The following is a 15,874-nucleotide window of genomic DNA, read 5'->3' as shown; positions in this document are numbered from 1 at the left end:
CGTACGGGCTCCCTCAGACCTCGTAGGGCTGGACGACGATGAAGTTGCCGGGCGCACCGCGGAACTGGAGGTTCACGGTCTCGCCGGAGTGGCCGGGGTAGGCGTGCCGGCGCAGGCTCACCTGGCTGGAGATGATCACCTGCGCGCCGGCGGACCAGGCCACGACGGCGTTGGCGTCGGCGAAGGTGGTCGGGGTGACCGGCAGCACGACGGGGGTGCCGTGGGTCTTGACGACGATCGTGCCGGTCCCCTGGAACTGCATGGTGAACAGGGCGCCACCGGGGATGCCGTGGCCTTCGATCCGGCGGACCTCGTACTGCAACGACTCGTCGAAGGCGAGCACCGACTCGGCGGACACACAGATCGCGTCGCCCTGCAGCTCGATGGGGTGGACATGGGCGCTGTTGTCGGCGAAGAAGACCTGGCCCTGGCCGGTGCAGCGCATCAGCTGCATCTCCTGGCCGGTGGCGTTGCCGACGATCCGGCCGCGGAAGCCTGCGCCCTTGTAGCCGAAGTCGACCTTGCCCTGGTACAGCACCATGCTGCCCTGGCGGGCGAGCACCGGCTGCCCGTCGGCACCGAGGTCGGCGCGGATCAGCCGGCTGTTCTGCGGCGTCCAGCGCAGGCCGGTGGGCGCTTCCTTGTACTTGTCGAGGACGACGCCGAGGCCGGGGCCGCCGCCCTGGGGCACGGACACGGCCTGGCCACCGGGGTACGGAGCTCCCGGGGGCGGTACCGGCTGGCCGTACGGGGCCGGCTGGCCCGGGAACTGTCCGGGTTGGTGCCCGTAGGGGGCGGCCTGCGGCGCCTGCCCGCCGGGGAAGCCACCGGGCGGTGCGGACTGCGGCGAGCCGTACGGGCCCTGGCCGGGCGCCGGCTGGCCGTAGGGCGCCGGGGGCGGTGGTCCGGGAGGTCCGGGCACATGGGGCGGCGGCACCGGTCCGGAGGGCGGAACCAGCGGCGCGGCCAAGGTCGGCGCGCTGTGTACCGGCGGCGCGGTGGGCTGCGGTACCGGGGGCACGGGGGCGGGCTGGGGCGGGGCCGCGGGGGTGGTCCGGAGCGGGGCCGCGGGGGCGGGCTGAGGCTGAGGCTGGGGCGGTACGGGCGCCGGCGCGCCGAAGGCCGGCGCGGGGGACGGGCCGGGCGGCGGGGCGAAGCCGGGCGCGCCCTGCGCGGGGGCCGACGGCTCGGGCTGCGCCTCGGCCTCCTCGGCGACCTCGCCGCCGAAGTTCGTCAGCAGCGCCTCCAGGCCACCGTCGAATCCCTGGCCGACCGCGGCGAACCGCCAGACGTCCTTGAGGTAGAAGTCACCCAGCATGACGGCGCGTTCGGTGCTGAACTCACTGCCGTGGAACGGGTAACGGGCGACCTCCTCGCCGCCGGCCACGATCCGGATGTAGCCCGGGCCGATCTGCGAGACCTGGCCCGCGCCGTCGAGCGCGGCGGTGAAGCAGAGCTTCTGGATGTGCGGCGGGATCTTGTCGAGGGTGACCCGGAAGGACTCGTTGTCGCCGGCCTGCGGGCCGAGCAGCTGGATCGACTCCTCGGGCGACGTGGGCTGGTTGTAGAAGATGAAGTACCGGTCGTCGGAGAGCCGTTCAGCGGCGTCCAGACCGAAGCAGCTGATGTCGAAGGTCAGACCGGGACCGGAGATCTGTACCCCTACGTACAGATCCGTCCCCGCCGTCAGATCGCTGATCCTGGCCTTGTGGCCGCGCTGGAATTCCCTGGCCATACGTAACGCCCGTCCCCCCGCTCCGCTGAGATGTGCCGCCTGGGCCGCCAGGCTAACCGCTGGTGCCGACAACGGGCGATGGCGGGGCGGCACGGGAGCGCGTCTGCCGTCCGGCTCCGCGCCTGTTCACGCCGGCCGGCTCCGTGCCTATTCGCGGCGGGCGGCCGGCACATGGGGCAACCGGTCGGCCGCGACCACTCCCTCGAGGTAGCCGCGGGCCCGCTCCGTACGGGGATAGGACTCCAGCAGACGCCAGAACCGGGGGCCGTGGCCAGGGACGAGCAGATGGGCGAGCTCGTGCAGCAGGACGTAGTCGAGGACGTAGTCCGGCATGCCCTGGAGGCGGTGCGAGAGCCGGATGCTGCCCTCGGCGGGGGTGCACGACCCCCAGCGGGTGTTCTGGTTCGTGACCCAGCGCACCGACGCGGGCCGGGCACGGCCGTCGAGGAACTGGTCCGACAGCCGCCCGGCGCGCTCGGCCAGCTCGCGGTCGCCGAGCATCCGCTTGCTCTCCTGGGCAGCGAGCTTGTCGAGCATGACGGTGACCCAGCGCTCCTCCTCGGCCTCGGACATACGGGCCGGAATGAGGACGACGGTGCGGTCGCCCTCGCGGTACGCGGAGACCGTGCGGCGCCGCCGTGAACTGCGGCGCACCTCGACCGCGCTGGTCCCCGAGCTGCGGGCCTTGGGGCTCGGAGCGGCCCGGCGCGCGGGGTCGGCGGCGCGGCGCGGGGGTGTCTCCTCTGATCCGTGGAGGGGCGGGTCGGCGGGCACGCGCCCGACGTTACCCGCTGTGCCTCCGGGAAGTCCCGCCCCGCGGACGGTTCGCTCCCGAACCACTCCATCCACTCCACCGCTCACACCGTTCGTATGACTAATGCCGTGCGCACCTGTGGATAACTTCGGGCCCTCCGCGCCGCAGACGGCATGCTGGGAGCCGGACGTCGAAGGTCGACGAGGGACGACGAAAGTACGGGGGCGGATCGAGATGCATCCGATGCTCAAGCCCGCGCTGCGGCGCGGCTGGCGGGACAGGGAAACCGTGCGGTTCGGGGTGGCGCCGGCCCATGCGAGGGTCGTCGGCCCGGTCGACACGGCCACCGGCAGCTTCCTCACCCTGCTCGACGGCACCCGCACCATGCGGCAACTCATCGCGGAGGCCTCCGCGCTGGACCTGCCGCCCGAGCACGTACGGGGTGTGGTGGGGCGGCTCGGCGCGGCCGGGCTGCTGGAAGCGCCCACCGCGGGCGGCCCGGGGGCCGCTGCCGTACGGGAGGACCAGCCCGCCTTCGAGCGGCTGCGGCCCGATCTGGCGTCCCTGTCGGTGCGGCACAGAGAGCCGGCCGGAGCCCTGGAGCGGATGGCGGCGCGCCGGGCGGTCCGGACCAAGGTCAGAGGAGCCGGCCGGGTGGGCGCGGCGATCGCGGCGCTGCTCTCGGCCTCCGGCCTGGGCCGGGTGGAGGTCGTCGACGGGGGCACGGTCGCGCCGGGGGACGTGCTGCCCGGCGGGCTCGACGCCGAGCGGATCGGCGAGCGGCGTGCCACGGCCGCCGAGCGGCTGGTCCGCCGGTGCTCCCCCTGGAGCCGCCGGCCACGGCCACGGGTCCCGGTCAGCGAATCCGGTGAGCCCGGACTGTCCCTGATGGTGCTCGCCCCGCGGGACGGACTCGCCGCGTACGCGCCCGACCCGGTGCTGTCCGAGCCGCTGCTGACCGCCGGGATCCCCCACCTGTACGCGGGCGTGATCGAGGGCACGGGTGTGGTGGGTCCGCTGGTGCTGCCGGGCGGTTCGGCGTGCGCGCGATGCGACGAACTGAGCCGTACGGACGCGGAGCCGGCCTGGCCGCGGCTGCTGGCACAGTGGCGGTCGGGGCGTGCGGCACCGCCGGTGCCGGCGTGTGATGCCGCGCTGGCCACGGCGGTCGCGGGGCTCGCCGCGGCCCAGGCGCTGGCGTTCCTCGACGGCGAACTCCCGCCGTGCACAGGGGCGCGGATGGAGCTGGCTCTGCCGTGCGGGAGTGTGCGCACGGCGCGGATCGAACCGCATCCGGAGTGCGGCTGCGGTGCCGCCGCTCCACGGAGTGCGGCAGGCACCTCGGATCCCGGGCCGGAACACGCCACAATGACGGGGTAACCCCGGCAGGGGACAGTGTGAGTTGGAGGGGCACATGTCTGATCTTCCCCGCAAGGCGGTCACCCGTACCGCCAAGCTGGCCGCGCTGCCACTGGGGTTCGCCGGCCGCGCCACCTGGGGCCTGGGCAAACGGATCGGCGGCAGATCCGCCGAGATCGTGGGCCGGGAGCTCCAACAGCGCACCGCGGAGCAGCTTTTCAAGGTGCTCGGTGAGCTGAAGGGCGGGGCGATGAAGTTCGGGCAGGCGCTGTCCGTCTTCGAGTCGGCCCTCCCCGAGGAGCTCGCCGGGCCCTACCGCACCGCCCTGACGAAGCTTCAGGAAGCGGCACCGCCGATGCCGACGGGCACGGTGCACGCCGTCCTCGCGGAGCGGCTGGGCGAGAACTGGCGGGAGCTGTTCGAGGAGTTCGAGGACAAACCAGCCGCCGCGGCCTCGATCGGGCAGGTGCACCGGGCGGTCTGGCACGACGGCCGCGAGGTGGCCGTCAAGGTGCAGTACCCCGGAGCCGGGCAGGCACTGCTGTCGGACCTCGCACAGCTGAGCCGCTTCGCCCGGCTGCTGGGGCCGCTGATCCCCGGTATGGACATCAAGCCGCTGATCAGCGAGCTGCGGGACCGCGTCTCCGAGGAACTGGACTACTCGCTGGAGGCCGCGGCCCAGCAGGCACATGCCGAGGAGTTCGCCGACGACCCCGATGTGGTGGTGCCGGCCGTGGTGCACCAGAGCGACGCGGTGCTGGTGACCGAGTGGATGGACGGGGTGCCGCTGTCCGAGGTGATCGCGGACGGCACAGAAGAGCAGCGGAACCGGGCCGGTCAGCTGCTGTCCCGCTTCCTCTTCTCCGGCCCCGCCCGCACCGGCCTGCTGCACGCCGACCCGCACCCGGGCAACTTCCGGCTGCTGGCCGGGGACTCCCCCGGCGGACCGGCCGAGGAGTGGCGGCTGGGCGTACTGGACTTCGGCACGGTCGACCGGCTGCCCGACGGGCTGCCGCCGACGATCGGCGCCTCCCTGCGGATGACGCTGGACGGCGAGGCGGACGCGGTCTACCGGCTGCTGTGCGAGGAGGGCTTCGTCAAGCAGACCGTCGAGCTGGACCCGGACGCGGTGCTGCAGTACCTGCTGCCCATCATCGAGCCCGCCCAGGCCGATGAGTTCACCTTCACCCGGAGCTGGATGCGCCGGCAAGCGGCCCGGGTCGGCGACCCCCGCTCGCCCGCGTACCAGCTGGGCAAGCAGCTCAATCTGCCGCCCGCCTATCTGCTGATCCACCGTGTGACACTGAGCACGATCGGGGTGCTCTGCCAGCTGGGCGCGACGGTGCGGCTCCGCGACGAACTGGAAACCTGGCTGCCCGGCTTCGTGCCCGGGAAGGAGCCGCCGTTCTCCGGCGGCACCGCCACCGGCACCGCTCCGCCGGCCTCCGCCACCGCGGACGGCCGTACGGACACCGGCCCGGACAGCCGGGAGGAGGCCGTCGAGGAGAACACCGCCTGAGCCGGGGGCCGGGCCTCACCACCCGGTGATGTCCGGCCTCACCACCAGCTGGAATCCAGGCGTCCCTCGATGGCCCGGATGTTCCGCCGCGCGCAGTTGTCGCAGAAGTAGCGGCGCTCGCCGTTCTCCACGGAGCAGGTCCAGGTCGGCGGAGCACCCTCGGCGACCGCGCCGCAGCCGTCGCATACCGTGTTCCCGTCGGCCAACTCCGCCTTTTCATGCGTCTTCTGGTCCACCTGCCGACGATATCCCCGCCGACCGCCGATGCCGGGTACAACGCACCACGGGGCCCGCCCTGTCGGACGAACCCCGTGGAGAATGCGGTGGTCAGCGCACGGCCGTTCCCGACTGCATCGCAGCCTTACTGCATCACGGCCATGGCCAGCGCACGCCGGGCACGCAGCGACGCGCGCTCGGCGCGCCGCTGCATACGCCGCGCGGCCGCGAGCCGGTGAGCCCTGCGTTCGGACTCGGCCTCCCGCAGGCGTTCATGCATATGCGCACGTGCCAGGGCTTCTGGGATGAGTTGCATGGCGAGGTTCCTGTTCTGACGCGACTCGATCGCGTCGGCGTTCACGGGGACGGGCGTGTCGGTGAAGGTGGGGTTCATCGTGGGGTCCTGCTTCTTGGGATCCCGTGTGACGGGATGGTCGATCGTTCCTGCGCCGGTGGTGTTCATGCCGCGACCGGGTTCTTGCGCGGACGGCCACGCGGACGCTTCCGCGGCACCACAACGCCCTGGACGAAGAGCTCACCGCCCCAGACCCCCCACGGCTCACGGCGGTCCTTGGCGCCGGCCAGGCAGGCCTCGCGGACCGGGCAGGACTGGCACAGCGACTTGGCGTACTCGACGTCGGCCGGGGACTCGGCGAAGAAGACCTCCGGGTCGTAGGTGCGGCACGGCACAGCGGCGCCGAGGCGGTCGATCTCGTTGTCGAGCTCGGTGAGGGGCAGCAAGGAGTTCTCCTGGGGGGCCTGGGGGTCGGGCGGAGGGATCAGGTCGGTGGCTACGGACGGGGTGTGCGTCTGCAGTTGCACGGTGGTGTGTTCCTCGTCTGTGTCGGCCCGCGGTGGCGGGCTGTCGGGCAAACAAAAGGGCCGCGGATCCCGGTGTGGGTTCCGCGGCCCTGGAAGGTGCCGACCTGATCTGCCGATCAGGCTGGATCTCTCCAGGGTTCGTGGCCGCGGTAGGCCCACAGGTCGTGCTGCTTCTGGTACTGCGTCCGGGATTCGGCGCCATTGGCCGCCGCGAGGGCAAAGGCATTCGCCTCAGCCGCCACTGCTGCTGCCGCAGGTGCCTCGGTCGGTCGTGCCACGCGCTCACTGTGCGTCGGCACAACGAGGGACTCGGGACGCGCGGCCTGGGAACCGGACAGAAGGCCGAAGCCGGACATACCGGTGCCACGGAGCGAGGAGCCGAGCGTGCAGGTGGCGATGACCGAACGATCGGTCATTTTGTTGGTCTCGATGAAGCTGATCACTGGTCTCGCCTCCTCTCGGCGTCTCGGTGGACCGGGAAATCCCGTTCCAGGATGTTCAAGTACAGCACGGATCGACCGGATCTCGGAAAGTTCCGACGTCCCCGTTGCCTACGCAGGCTATGGGGATGCGCTCCGCGCGCGCAAACTATTTTTCCGACGAGTTTTCCGCGGTGCCCCAGGTCCCGTCTCCCGAGGCCCCCACGAGCTCCTCACCGGCGCAGAGAGCCAGCACATCGCTGCCGTAGCGGTCGAACTTGCGCCGCCCCACTCCTGAGATGACGGCGAGCTCCGCTTCGGTTCCCGGGACCGCCTCGGCGATCGCCATCAGCGTCTTGTCGGTGAAGACGCAGTAGGCCGGCTGCCGCACCCGCGCCGCCTGCGCGGCCCGCCATGCGCACAGCCGCTCGTACAGCGCCTCGTCGAGCTCCGAGGGGCAGTCCTCACAGCGCATCAGCTTCATCTCGCCCGCGTCCGTCAGGGTCCGGTTGCAGACCCGGCAGCGCGCCGGGGTGCGGTGCCGGGACCGCCGCACGGCCGCCGCGGTCCCCGCACCGCGCTCGACTCCGCCCACGGCCGGGCCCGGTGTACGGCGCCCGGCCCCCGTGCCCGTACCGGGCCGCAGGCCCCGCAGAAAGCGGCTGGCGGTGCGCGAGGCCCGCCCGCCGGGGGACCGCGACAGCGACCAGGACAGCGCCAGATGCCGCCGCGCCCGGGTCACCCCGACGTACAGCAGCCGCCGCTCCTCCTCGATCTGCTCGTCGGTCCTGGCGTAGGTGATCGGCACCATGCCCTCGGTGAGCCCCACCAGGAAGACGGCGTCCCACTCCAGGCCCTTGGCGGCGTGCAGGGAGGCGAGCGTCACCCCCTCCACCGTCGGGGCGTGCTGGGCGTTGGCCCGCTCGTCCAGCTCGGCCACCAGGTCGGCAAGGGTGGCCTGCGGCCGGGCCCGGGCGAAGTCCTCCGCGAGCCGTACCAGGGCGGCCAGCGACTCCCAGCGGTCCCGCACCGCCCCCGAGCCGGCGGGCGGCTCACCGGTCCACCCCATGTCGCTGAGCACCGCCCGGACCTCGGACGGCAGGTCCATGGCGTCGTCCAGCAGCGCGTCGTTGCCGCCGAAGCGGGCGGCGCCGCGCAGCTTGATCCCGGCCTCCCGCACCTCGGGCCGCTCGAAGAACCGCTCGGCCCCGCGCAGCTGGTACGGCACACCGGCATCGGCCAGCGCCTGCTCGTACACCTCGGACTGGGCGTTCACCCGGAACAGCACCGCGATCTCACCGGCCGGCACACCGGAGGCGATCAGATCCCGGATGCGGCGGGCGGTGCCCTCGGCCTCGGCCGGCTCGTCCGCGTACTCCGTGTAGACCGGCTCCGGCCCGGCCGGGCGCTGCGAGACCAGTTCCAGGCGGTACTCCGCGGCACGCCCCCTGGCCTGCGAGAGCAGCCCATTGGCGAGGTGCACGACCTGCGGGCTCGAGCGGTAGTCGCGGACGAGCTTGACCACCGTCGCGTTCGGATGGCGGGTGCGGAAGTTCAGGAGGTGATCGGGGGTGGCGCCGGTGAAGCTGTAGATCGTCTGGCCGGCGTCCCCCACCACGCACAGACTGTCCCGGTCCCCCAGCCACAGCTCCAGCAGCCGCTGCTGGAGCGGGCTGACGTCCTGGTACTCGTCCACGACGAAGTGCTGGTACTGGGCGCGGACCTGCTCGGCGATGTCATGCCGGTCCTGCAGCACACCGACGGTGAGCAGCAGCACATCCTCGAAGTCGATGCTCCCCCGGTCGCGCTTGAGCTGCTCGTACGCGGCGTAGACCTGCCCCACCTCGGCCGGGTCACGGGGCGCCTCGCGGCCGGCCTTGTGGACCGCGGCCGGATAGTCGGCCGGCACCGTCTGCGTCACCTTGGACCACTCGATCTCCGCCGTCATGTCGCGCAGCTCGTTGCGGTCGAGCCGGATACGGCAGCGCGCGGCGGCCTCGGACACGAACTGGATCTTGCGTTCCAGCAGCCGCGGCAGCTCCCCGCCGACGGCCTTGGGCCAGAAGAACTGAAGCTGTCGCAGCGCGGCGGAGTGGAACGTCCGCGCCTGGACCCCGCCCGCGCCGAGCTGCCGCAGCCGCCCGCGCATCTCCCCCGCCGTACGGGCCGTGAAGGTGACGGCCAGCACGCTCGCCGGCGGCAGGATGCCGGCCCGGACGCCGTAGGCGATGCGGTGCGTGATCGCCCGTGTCTTGCCCGTACCGGCACCGGCCAGCACACACACCGGACCGTGCAGCGTCGTCGCCACCTCGCGCTGCTCGGGGTCGAGCCCGTCGAGCACCCCGTCGGCCGAATCCGGCACCGGCGGGAAGAGCGAGGAGTCCGTTGCTGCTGTCACCCCGCCATGCTGCCAGGTCCCCGGAGACCCGCACGCATCCCGTCCACATCTCCCGCCTCCGCTCATACGCATCACACCCCCTGTGGACAACCGGCGACGCACGGCGACGGAGTCGTGGGACCGTGAGGCACTGCCCTCGTCCGGCGGGAATTGCTGCGGCCCGATGTGCGTTGTGTTCCCTGGCCGCACCGAGTGGGCGGTATCGATATTCGATCAAGAGACTGAGCTTAAGGAGCACGGGCGCATGGCGGGCACTGTGACGATGTACAGCACGACCTGGTGCGGTTACTGCCGTCGGCTGAAGAGCCAGATGGACCGTGAGGGCATCGCGTACACCGAGATCAACATCGAGCAGGACCCGGAGTCCGCGGCGTTCGTGGAGAAGGCGAACGGCGGCAACCAGACGGTGCCGACCGTGCTCTTCGCCGACGGTACGACGCTGACCAACCCGTCCCTGGCCCAGGTCAAGCAGAAGGTGGGCGCGGCCTGAGAAGCCGGGCGCAGCGCCTGATCCGCGGCCCGGAGGGCCGTCCGGCCAGGTCCCGGTGAGGGATGGCCGGGCGGCCCTTTGTGCCTACGCCGTGGCCGCGTGAGGCCCGGGTGGCGGTCAGCGGGCGGTCACGGCTTGGGCAGCGGCTTGCCGTACCAGAGTTCGATCAGCCGGGAGGCGATGGAGATCCCGTAGGGCGGGAGGACCTCGCCGGATTCGAAGGCGGCGTGGAGGTCCTCGCGGGAGAACCACCGGGCCTCCTCGATCTCCTCGCCGTCGACCTGGATCTCGGAGGACGTGGCGCGGGCCATGAAGCCGAGCATCAGGCTGGAGGGGAAGGGCCAGGGCTGACTGGCGACGTACTCGACCTCGCCGACGACGACACCGGCCTCCTCGTAGACCTCGCGGGCGACGGACTGCTCGATGGATTCGCCCGGCTCGACGAAGCCGGCGAGGGTGGAGAAGCGCCCTTCGGGCCAGTGGACCTGGCGGCCGAGGAGGGCGCGGTCGTCCTCGTCGGTGACGAGCATGATCACGGCCGGGTCGGTGCGCGGGTAGTGCTCGGCGCCGCAGGCGGGGCAGCGGCGGATGTGGCCCGCGGCGGCGATGACGGTGCGTTCGCCGCAGCGGGAGCAGAAGCGGTGGAGGCGCTGCCAGTTCTCCAGGGCGACGGCGTGCACGAGGAGGCCGGCGTCCCGGGGTGAGAGCAGGAGGCCCGCCTCGCGCAGGCCGGCCGGGCGCGCGGACTGGTCCATGCGGCCGGGCAGGGAGTCCTTCTGGAGGGCGAAGTAGCTGACGCCGTCGCCGTCGGTGCCGAGGTAGTAGCGGTGGGCCTCGGTCAGCGGCGCCTCGAAGGACGGCGTCATGATCAGTTCGGTGCGGCCGTCGGGGGTGTCGTCGATCAGCGCCTGGCCTCCGGACACCACGAAGACACGCGTCGTCGGGTGGCTCCAGGCCGCCGCCAGCCACGCCTCGTCGAGACGGTGATGGGCGGAGCGGTCGATGCCGCTCGGCACGCTGAAGGTGAGCGGCCGGTCGGCGGTGTGGTCGGTCCAGGTGGTCACTGCTGTTTCCAACTCCCCCTGTGGCGTGGGTGTGGGTGCGGGCTGCGTACGGTGCGGAGCGGCGGTCGTGCGGCCGGCCGGCACGGTCAGGTCGTGGACCAGGTCTCCGCCAGGTCCCCCCACAGGTGGGCGGCGGTCTCGACACCCTTCATCAGCAGATCGAGTTCCACCTTCTCGTTGGGTGCGTGCCAGCCGTCGGAGGGGACGGAGATGCCGAGGAAGAGCACCGGGACGCCGAGGACGTCCTGGAGGTCGGCGGCCGGCCCGGAGCCGCCCTCGCGGGTGAAGCGGATCTTCTGGCCGAAGGCGCGTCCCATGGCGCGGACGACGGACTGGAGCGCGGGGTGGTCGAGCGGGGTGAGGCAGGGGCGGGTGGCGCCCCAGAAGGTGATCTTGTGGCGGATGCCGGACGGCAGCCGGTCGCCGACCCAGTCGCGTACGGACTGCTGGACGGCGGCGGCGTCCTGGCCGGCGACGAGCCGGAAGGAGAGTTTGAGCTGGGCGGCGGCCGGGATGACGGTCTTGCCGCCGGGGCCCTGGTAGCCGCCGCCGATGCCGTTGACCTCGGCCGTGGGGCGGGCCCAGATGCGCTCCAGGGTGGTGCTGCCGGCCTCGCCGAGGGTGGCGTGGGAGTGCGCGGTGCGCAGCCACTCCGCCTCGTCGAAGGGCAGCTCGGCCAGGAGCTCCCGCTCACGGTCGGTGAGTTCGATCACGCCGTCGTAGAAGCCGGGGATCGCGACGCGGCGGTCGGCATCGTGCAGAGCGGCGGCGAGCCGGGCGGCCTCGGTGGCGGGGTTGGGGACGGCGCCGCCGAAGGAGCCGGAGTGGATGTCCTGGTCCGGGCCGTACAGGTCGATCTGGCAGTCCGTCAGGCCGCGCATGCCGGTACAGACCGTGGGGGTGTCCCTGGACCACATGCCGGTGTCGGAGACGATCACGGCGTCGCAGGTCAGACGGTCGGCGTGGGTCTTGATCAGGGCCGGGAAGTTCGGCGAGCCGGACTCCTCCTCCCCCTCGATGAGCAGCTTGAGGTTGACGGCGGGGGCGGTGCGCCCGGTCGCCGCGAGGTGCGCGCGGACGCCGAGGGTGTGGAAGAACACCTGCCCCTTGTCGTCGGCGGCGCCACGGGCGTAGAGCTTGCCGTCGGTGGTGTACGGCTCGAACGGGTCGGTGTGCCAGCCGTCCTCGCGGGCGGCGGGCTGCACGTCGTGGTGGCCGTAGACGAGCACGGTGGGCGCGGACGGGTCACCGGAGGGCCATTCGGCGAAGACGGCGGGCAGCCCGTCACTGTCGGTCTCCCAGATCTCGACGGCCGGGAAGCCGGTGCCGGTGAGCTTGGCGGCGAGCCATTCGGCGCTTCGGCGGACCTCGCCGGCGCGCTCCGGGTCGGCGGACACGGAGGGGATGCGCAGCCACTCGGCGAGGTCGTCGAGGAAGGCTTCGCGATGGTCGGCGATGTAGGCGCGGACGGCGCTGTCCGGGGTCGTGCTCATACGACCGAGCCTATCGGCCTTCCGGGAGAGGGCCGTCGGCAGTCCGACCGGGAGGGCCGCCGGCAGCCTCGTCCGGGGGGCCGTCGGCGGTCTCGCCGAGGAGGAGGCGTTCGAGCCCGGCGCGGCCCGGCAGCCGCGCGGGTCTGACCACCTCTCCGCTGCGGACGTAGAGGAAGGCGGCGTCGACGGCGGACGGGGGCAGGCCGTGGCGCTCGGCCCAGGCGAGACGGTAGACGGCCAGCTGGAGGGGGTCGACGCCGGGCGTACCTCCCGTGCCCTCGAAGCTCCGGGGGAGGTTGCGGCCGGTCTTCCAGTCGACGATCTCGAAGCGGTCGCCGTCGGGGCCGCGCTCCTTGTAGACGGCGTCGATACGGCCGCGGATCACCCGCCCGGCGAGAGTCAGCTGGAAGGGGGCCTCGACGCGGAACGGGGTGCGGTGGGCGTACGGGGTGCGGGCGAAGGCTGCCTTGAGGGCTTCCAGGTCGTCTTCGTCGGTGATGCCGGAAGGCTCGCCGTCGTCGGCGCCGGGCAGTTCGTCGGGGCCGAGGAGCGGCAGCGCCGGCTCTTCGAAGCGGGATTCGACCCAGGCGTGGAAGCGGGTGCCGCGGCGGGCGCCGGGCTGCGGGGGGCGCGGCATGGGGCGGGCGAGCTCGCGGGCGAAGCCGTCGGGGTCGGCGGCGAGGCGGAGCAGGTCGGTGGCGCTGAGCGCGGCCGGCAGCGGGACGTCACGGACGGAGGCGCGGGCGCGGCGCAGCTCGGCGGTGAGGGCGTCCAGATCGCGGTCCCAGGAGCCGACGGTGCGGCGCTCCTCGGGGAGGAGGGTGTGCGGGTCGGCGCCGGGGCCCTCCGAGGCGTCCGAAGCCTCCTCCCCCGCCCGGTCCTCGTCCTCCGGGGGCGGCGGCCCCTCCGGGCCGTATCCGGACGCCTGTCGCGGCACCGCCGCGCGGTCGGCGGAGGCGGGCGCCGCCGGGCCCGTACGGCGCGCCAGGTGGGCACGGACCGTCGCCGCGGCGTGCCGGCGGCGGGCGGTGGCGGCGGGGTCGAGCGGCAGCGGCCAGTCCCGTTCGACGGCGGCTTCGGCGAGGGCGGGGTTCTCGGCGCCGTCCTCGGGGGCCCCGGCCCAGTGCTCGATCTCGCCGTGGCCTGCTTCGCAGTGGGCGCGGAGGGCCTCCAGGAAGGCGGACGGGCCACGGGGGCGCTTCTGCTGGGGCCCCCACCAGTGGCCGGAGCCGAGCAGCAGAGAGCGGGGACGGGTGAAGGTGACATAGCCGAGGCGGAGCTCCTCGGTTTCCTGGTGGTGCTTCATCGCCTCCTTGAAGTTCTTCAGGCCGCGGGCGGTCCACTCCTCGACGTCCGGGAGGGTGGCGGCGTCGCCGCGCAGGGCGTGCGGCAGGACCTTGGGGCGGCTCGTCCAGGACTCGCGGGCCTGTTCACTGGGGAACTGCTTGCTGATCAGGCCGGGTACGGCGACGACGTCCCATTCGAGGCCCTTGGCCTTGTGGGCGGTGAGGACCTTGACGGTGTTCTCGCCGCCGGGAAGCGAGCTGTCCAGGCCCTTCTCGTACTGGACGGCGGTGCGCAGGAAGCCGAGGAAGGCGAGCAGGGTGGCGTCGCCGTCGAGGGACTCACCGCCCTGCTTGGCGGCGAATCCGGCGGCGATGTCGAGGAAGCTGCCGAGGGTTTCGCGCCGGCGGGCGGCGAGGGCGTGCGGTGACGCGGACAGTTCGACCTCGAGACCGGTGGTGGCGAGGACCCGGTGGAGGACGTCCATGAGGGGGTCGCCCAGGGAGCGCCGGAGGTCGCGGAGTTCGGTGGCGAGGTAGGCGAAGCGGACCCGCGCCTCGGGGGAGAACGGCAGGCCGTCGTCCGGGCCGTCGGCTTCGAGGAAGGTGTCGAGGGCGTCGGCGAGGGAGAGGGTCTCCGCCGGGTCGACGCCCTCGACGGCCTCGGCGAGCCGCCGGTCGGCGTCGTCGGAGGGGTCTGCGGAGGGGGTGCCGGGGAGGCCGCCGTGGTGGACCAGCGTGCGGGCGCGGCGGCCGAGGAGGGCCAGGTCGCGGGGGCCGATCCGCCAGCGTGGCCCGATCAGCAGGCGGACCAGGGCGGCGTTGGCGGTGGGGTCCTGGAGGACCTCGCAGACGGCGACCAGGTCCGCGATTTCGGGCAGGTGGAGCAGTCCGGAGAGGCCGACGACCTCCACGGGGATGTCGCGGGCGACCAGTTCGCCCTGGATGTGAGCGAAATCGCCGGCGGTACGGCAGAGCACCGCGATCTCTCCGGGCGGGGTGCCGGTACGGACGAGGTGGGCGATCGAGTCGGCGAGCCACGCGTGTTCCTCGGCGTGGGTGGGCAGCAGGGCGCAGCGCACGGTGCCGTCGCGTTCGGCGCCGGGGGCGGGGCGGAGCGCTTCGACGCCCTCGTGCATGGCCCGCAGCGGGGCGGCCAGGCCGTTGGCGAGGTCGAGGAGGCGGCCGCCGCTGCGGCGGTTCTCGCTGAGGGCGTACCGGCGGGCGGGGGTGCCGTCCCGGAAGGGGAAGTGGGCGGGGAAGTCGTCGAGGTTGGCGACGGAGGCGCCGCGCCAGCCGTAGATGGCCTGGCAGGGGTCGCCGACGGCGGTGACGGCGTGCCCGGTGGGGGTGCCGCCGCCGGCGCCGAAGAGGCCGGAGAGCAGCAGTCGCTGGGCGACGGAGGTGTCCTGGTACTCGTCGAGCAGGACGACGCGGAACTCGTCGCGCAGGATCCGGCCGACCTCGGGGCGGGTGAGGGCGAGGGTGGCGGAGTGGGCGATCTGGTCGCCGAAGTCGAGCAGGTCGCGGCGGCGCTTCTCGCTGCGGTAGGCCGTGACGAGGTCGAGGAGTTCCCGGCGGGCGCGGCTGGTTTCGGGGACCTTGCGCAGGTCGGCGTTGGTGAGCTTGACGCCGTCGAGGGCCGCGAGGAGCGCGGTGTCGTGGGCGCGGAGCCGGGCGGGGTCGACGAGGTGTTCGGCGAGCTCGGCGTCGAGGGCGAGGAGGTCCTCGACGAGCGAGGGCAGGGAGGTGGTGAGCGCCGGGTAGGGCCCGGGGGCGGCGCGGAGGGTACGGGCGGCGAGCTGGAAGCGGGTGGCGTCGGCGAGCAGCCGGGCGGAGGGTTCCAGGCCGATGCGCAGGCCGTGGTCCTTGAGGAGCTGCCCGGCGAAGGCGTGGTAGGTGGAGATCCGGGGCTCTCCGGGGACCCCGGAGGCGGGGGCAACTCCCGGCTCGGGGGAGTCCGGGACGGGGGCGGGGTCGGGGTCGGTGACGCCGGCGGCGAGCAGGGCGGCCCTGACGCGTTCGGTGAGCTCACCGGCCGCCTTGTTGGTGAAGGTCAGCCCGAGGACCTGTTCGGGGGCGACCTGGCCGGTGCCCACCAGCCAGACGACGCGGGCGGCCATGACCGTGGTCTTGCCGGAGCCCGCACCGGCCACGATGACCTGCGGGGCGAGCGGGGCGGTGATGCACGCCATCTGCTCCGGGGTGAACGGGATGCGCAGGAGGTCTTTTAGCTGGTCGGGGTCCTTGACCTTCCGCTGCGCTTGGCCGGCTTCCCACGATTTCGGCTTTCCCGCCGTGTCTTCCGGTTCCGCCGTGGCG

Annotated in this window: 13 protein-coding genes; 3 read left to right on the top strand and 10 right to left on the bottom strand. The window is 73.1% G+C overall.

The genetic code is table 11. The annotated features are described in order from the left end of the window. Nucleotides 1-13: 13 nt before the first annotated feature. Both AZE13_RS03160 and AZE13_RS03155 read right to left on the bottom strand, forming a co-directional pair. Nucleotides 14-1,735, bottom strand: a complete 1,722-nt coding sequence (locus tag AZE13_RS03160; RefSeq protein WP_066926519.1) for a TerD family protein — start codon at nt 1,733-1,735, stop codon at nt 14-16. Nucleotides 1,736-1,882: 147 nt separating this feature from the next. Next, nucleotides 1,883-2,509 carry a M48 family metallopeptidase gene (locus AZE13_RS03155; protein WP_066926517.1) on the bottom strand — a complete coding sequence of 209 codons (627 nt, stop codon included), beginning with the start codon at nt 2,507-2,509 and terminating at the stop codon, nt 1,883-1,885. Nucleotides 2,510-2,723: 214 nt separating this feature from the next. Between AZE13_RS03155 and AZE13_RS03150 the strand changes: the two genes are divergently transcribed. Next, nucleotides 2,724-3,869: a ThiF family adenylyltransferase gene (locus tag AZE13_RS03150; RefSeq protein ID WP_066926516.1), complete on the top strand. Its 1,146-nt coding sequence runs from the start codon at nt 2,724-2,726 to the stop codon at nt 3,867-3,869. A 34-nt stretch (nt 3,870-3,903) separates the two neighbouring features. Next, a complete protein-coding gene (locus tag AZE13_RS03145) occupies nt 3,904-5,367 on the top strand; it encodes an ABC1 kinase family protein (protein ID WP_066926514.1) in 1,464 nt (487 codons plus the stop codon). Nucleotides 5,368-5,405: 38 nt separating this feature from the next. On the opposite strand, the gene AZE13_RS03140 is transcribed toward AZE13_RS03145, so the two are convergent. The 5 genes from AZE13_RS03140 to AZE13_RS03120 form a co-directional block, all read right to left on the bottom strand. Continuing rightward, entirely contained in the window at nt 5,406-5,603 is a 198-nt protein-coding gene (locus AZE13_RS03140; RefSeq protein WP_066926512.1) for a hypothetical protein, read from the bottom strand. Nucleotides 5,604-5,728: 125 nt separating this feature from the next. Continuing rightward, entirely contained in the window at nt 5,729-6,046 is a 318-nt protein-coding gene (locus tag AZE13_RS03135; protein ID WP_066926510.1) for a hypothetical protein, read from the bottom strand. Then, complete coding sequence (locus AZE13_RS03130; protein ID WP_066926508.1) at nt 6,043-6,405, bottom strand: WhiB family transcriptional regulator; 363 nt, start codon at nt 6,403-6,405, stop codon at nt 6,043-6,045. The genes AZE13_RS03135 and AZE13_RS03130 overlap by 4 nt, the downstream gene beginning before the upstream one ends. Before the next feature lie 116 nt (nt 6,406-6,521). Continuing rightward, complete coding sequence (locus AZE13_RS36705) at nt 6,522-6,848, bottom strand: hypothetical protein (protein ID WP_066926505.1); 327 nt, start codon at nt 6,846-6,848, stop codon at nt 6,522-6,524. 145 nt (nt 6,849-6,993) lie between these two features. Continuing rightward, a complete protein-coding gene (locus AZE13_RS03120) occupies nt 6,994-9,294 on the bottom strand; it encodes an ATP-dependent DNA helicase UvrD2 (protein ID WP_309302164.1) in 2,301 nt (766 codons plus the stop codon). A gap of 172 nt (nt 9,295-9,466) precedes the next feature. Here AZE13_RS03120 and AZE13_RS03115 point away from each other — a divergent pair, with 172 nt between their 5' ends. Beyond that, nucleotides 9,467-9,712, top strand: a complete 246-nt coding sequence (locus AZE13_RS03115; protein WP_066926501.1) for a mycoredoxin — start codon at nt 9,467-9,469, stop codon at nt 9,710-9,712. Between the two features lie 128 nt (nt 9,713-9,840). Here AZE13_RS03115 and nudC read toward each other — a convergent pair whose 3' ends face one another. The 3 genes from nudC to AZE13_RS03100 all read right to left on the bottom strand — a co-directional run bounded on the left by nudC (nt 9,841) and on the right by AZE13_RS03100 (nt 15,747). After that, nucleotides 9,841-10,776 (bottom strand): NAD(+) diphosphatase, encoded by a 936-nt coding sequence (gene nudC, locus AZE13_RS03110; RefSeq protein WP_066926499.1) that lies wholly within the window; start codon nt 10,774-10,776, stop codon nt 9,841-9,843. Nucleotides 10,777-10,862: 86 nt separating this feature from the next. After that, a complete protein-coding gene (locus AZE13_RS03105) occupies nt 10,863-12,269 on the bottom strand; it encodes a dipeptidase (protein WP_066926497.1) in 1,407 nt (468 codons plus the stop codon). Between the two features lie 10 nt (nt 12,270-12,279). Next, nucleotides 12,280-15,747 carry an ATP-dependent DNA helicase gene (locus AZE13_RS03100; RefSeq protein ID WP_079123643.1) on the bottom strand — a complete coding sequence of 1,156 codons (3,468 nt, stop codon included), beginning with the start codon at nt 15,745-15,747 and terminating at the stop codon, nt 12,280-12,282. Nucleotides 15,748-15,874: the final 127 nt, after the last annotated feature.

Source organism: Streptomyces sp. NBRC 110611, from assembly GCF_001590865.1.
Lineage (GTDB): Bacteria > Actinomycetota > Actinomycetes > Streptomycetales > Streptomycetaceae > Streptomyces.
The sequence above is the reverse complement of the archived record's forward strand: the minus strand, read 5'-3'. Positions and strand labels throughout refer to the sequence as shown.